This is a genomic window from Burkholderia sp. Ac-20379 (genome assembly GCF_017104645.1).
In the GTDB taxonomy this organism is placed as follows: domain Bacteria; phylum Pseudomonadota; class Gammaproteobacteria; order Burkholderiales; family Burkholderiaceae; genus Burkholderia.
On sequence record NZ_JAAGPF010000790.1, the window covers coordinates 1 to 839 of the forward strand.

1 protein-coding gene is annotated in these 839 nt (G+C 73.1%); it reads left to right on the forward strand.

The annotated features are described in order from the left end of the window. Positions 1 to 132: 132 nt before the first annotated feature. On the forward strand, positions 133 to 839 hold a 707-nt coding region (locus tag G3N92_RS34650), incomplete at its 3' end, for a LacI family DNA-binding transcriptional regulator (RefSeq protein WP_206131953.1).

The window sequence follows — 839 nt, forward strand, 5'->3', positions numbered from 1 at the left end:
CGGCGGCGTGTGCGCGCGGGCCGGCGCTGCCGGCCGCGCCCCATGGAGAACCGATCCGTTGAACTGCGTATCCCGCTTCGAGCCGTTCGCACATCGCCGGGCCGCATGCGGCATCCGTCCGGAGACGGCGCGATGACCGAACCCCGTCAAACGCCGGCCGCGCGCCCCGCGACGATCAGCGATGTCGCGCGCGAGGCCGGCACCGGCAAGACCAGCGTCTCGCGCTACCTGAACGGCGAGACGGGCGTGCTGTCGACCGATCTGCGCGCGCGCATCGAAGCGGCGATCGCGCATCTGAACTACCGCCCGAACCAGATGGCGCGCGGCCTGAAGCGCGGCCGCAACCGGCTGCTCGGGCTGCTGGCCGCCGACCTGACCAACCCCTACACGGTGGAGGTGCTGCAGGGCGTGGAGGCCGCGTGCCACGCGCTCGGCTACATGCCGCTGATCTGCCACGCGGCCAACGAAGCCGACATGGAGCGCCGCTACCTGCAACTGCTGACCACCTATCGCGTCGAGGGCATGATCGTCAACGCGCTCGGCGCGCGCGAGGACGCGCTGCTGCCGCTGCGCGGCTGCGGGATTCCGACCGTGATGGTCGACCGCCGCGTGGACGGCTTCGACGCCGATCTGGTGGGCCTCGACAACGCCGAGGCCGTGCGCGCCGGGTTGACGCATCTGCACGGCGGCGGGTTCGGCGAGGTGGTGTTCGTGGTGCAGCCGTACGAGCAGGTCAGCTCGCGCCGGCAGCGCGAGGCCGCGTTCCGCGCGGCGCTGGCCGAAGCCGGCCGCACGGCGCCGCCCACCGTGGTGGCCGATCTGGCCGACGCCGAGGCGCT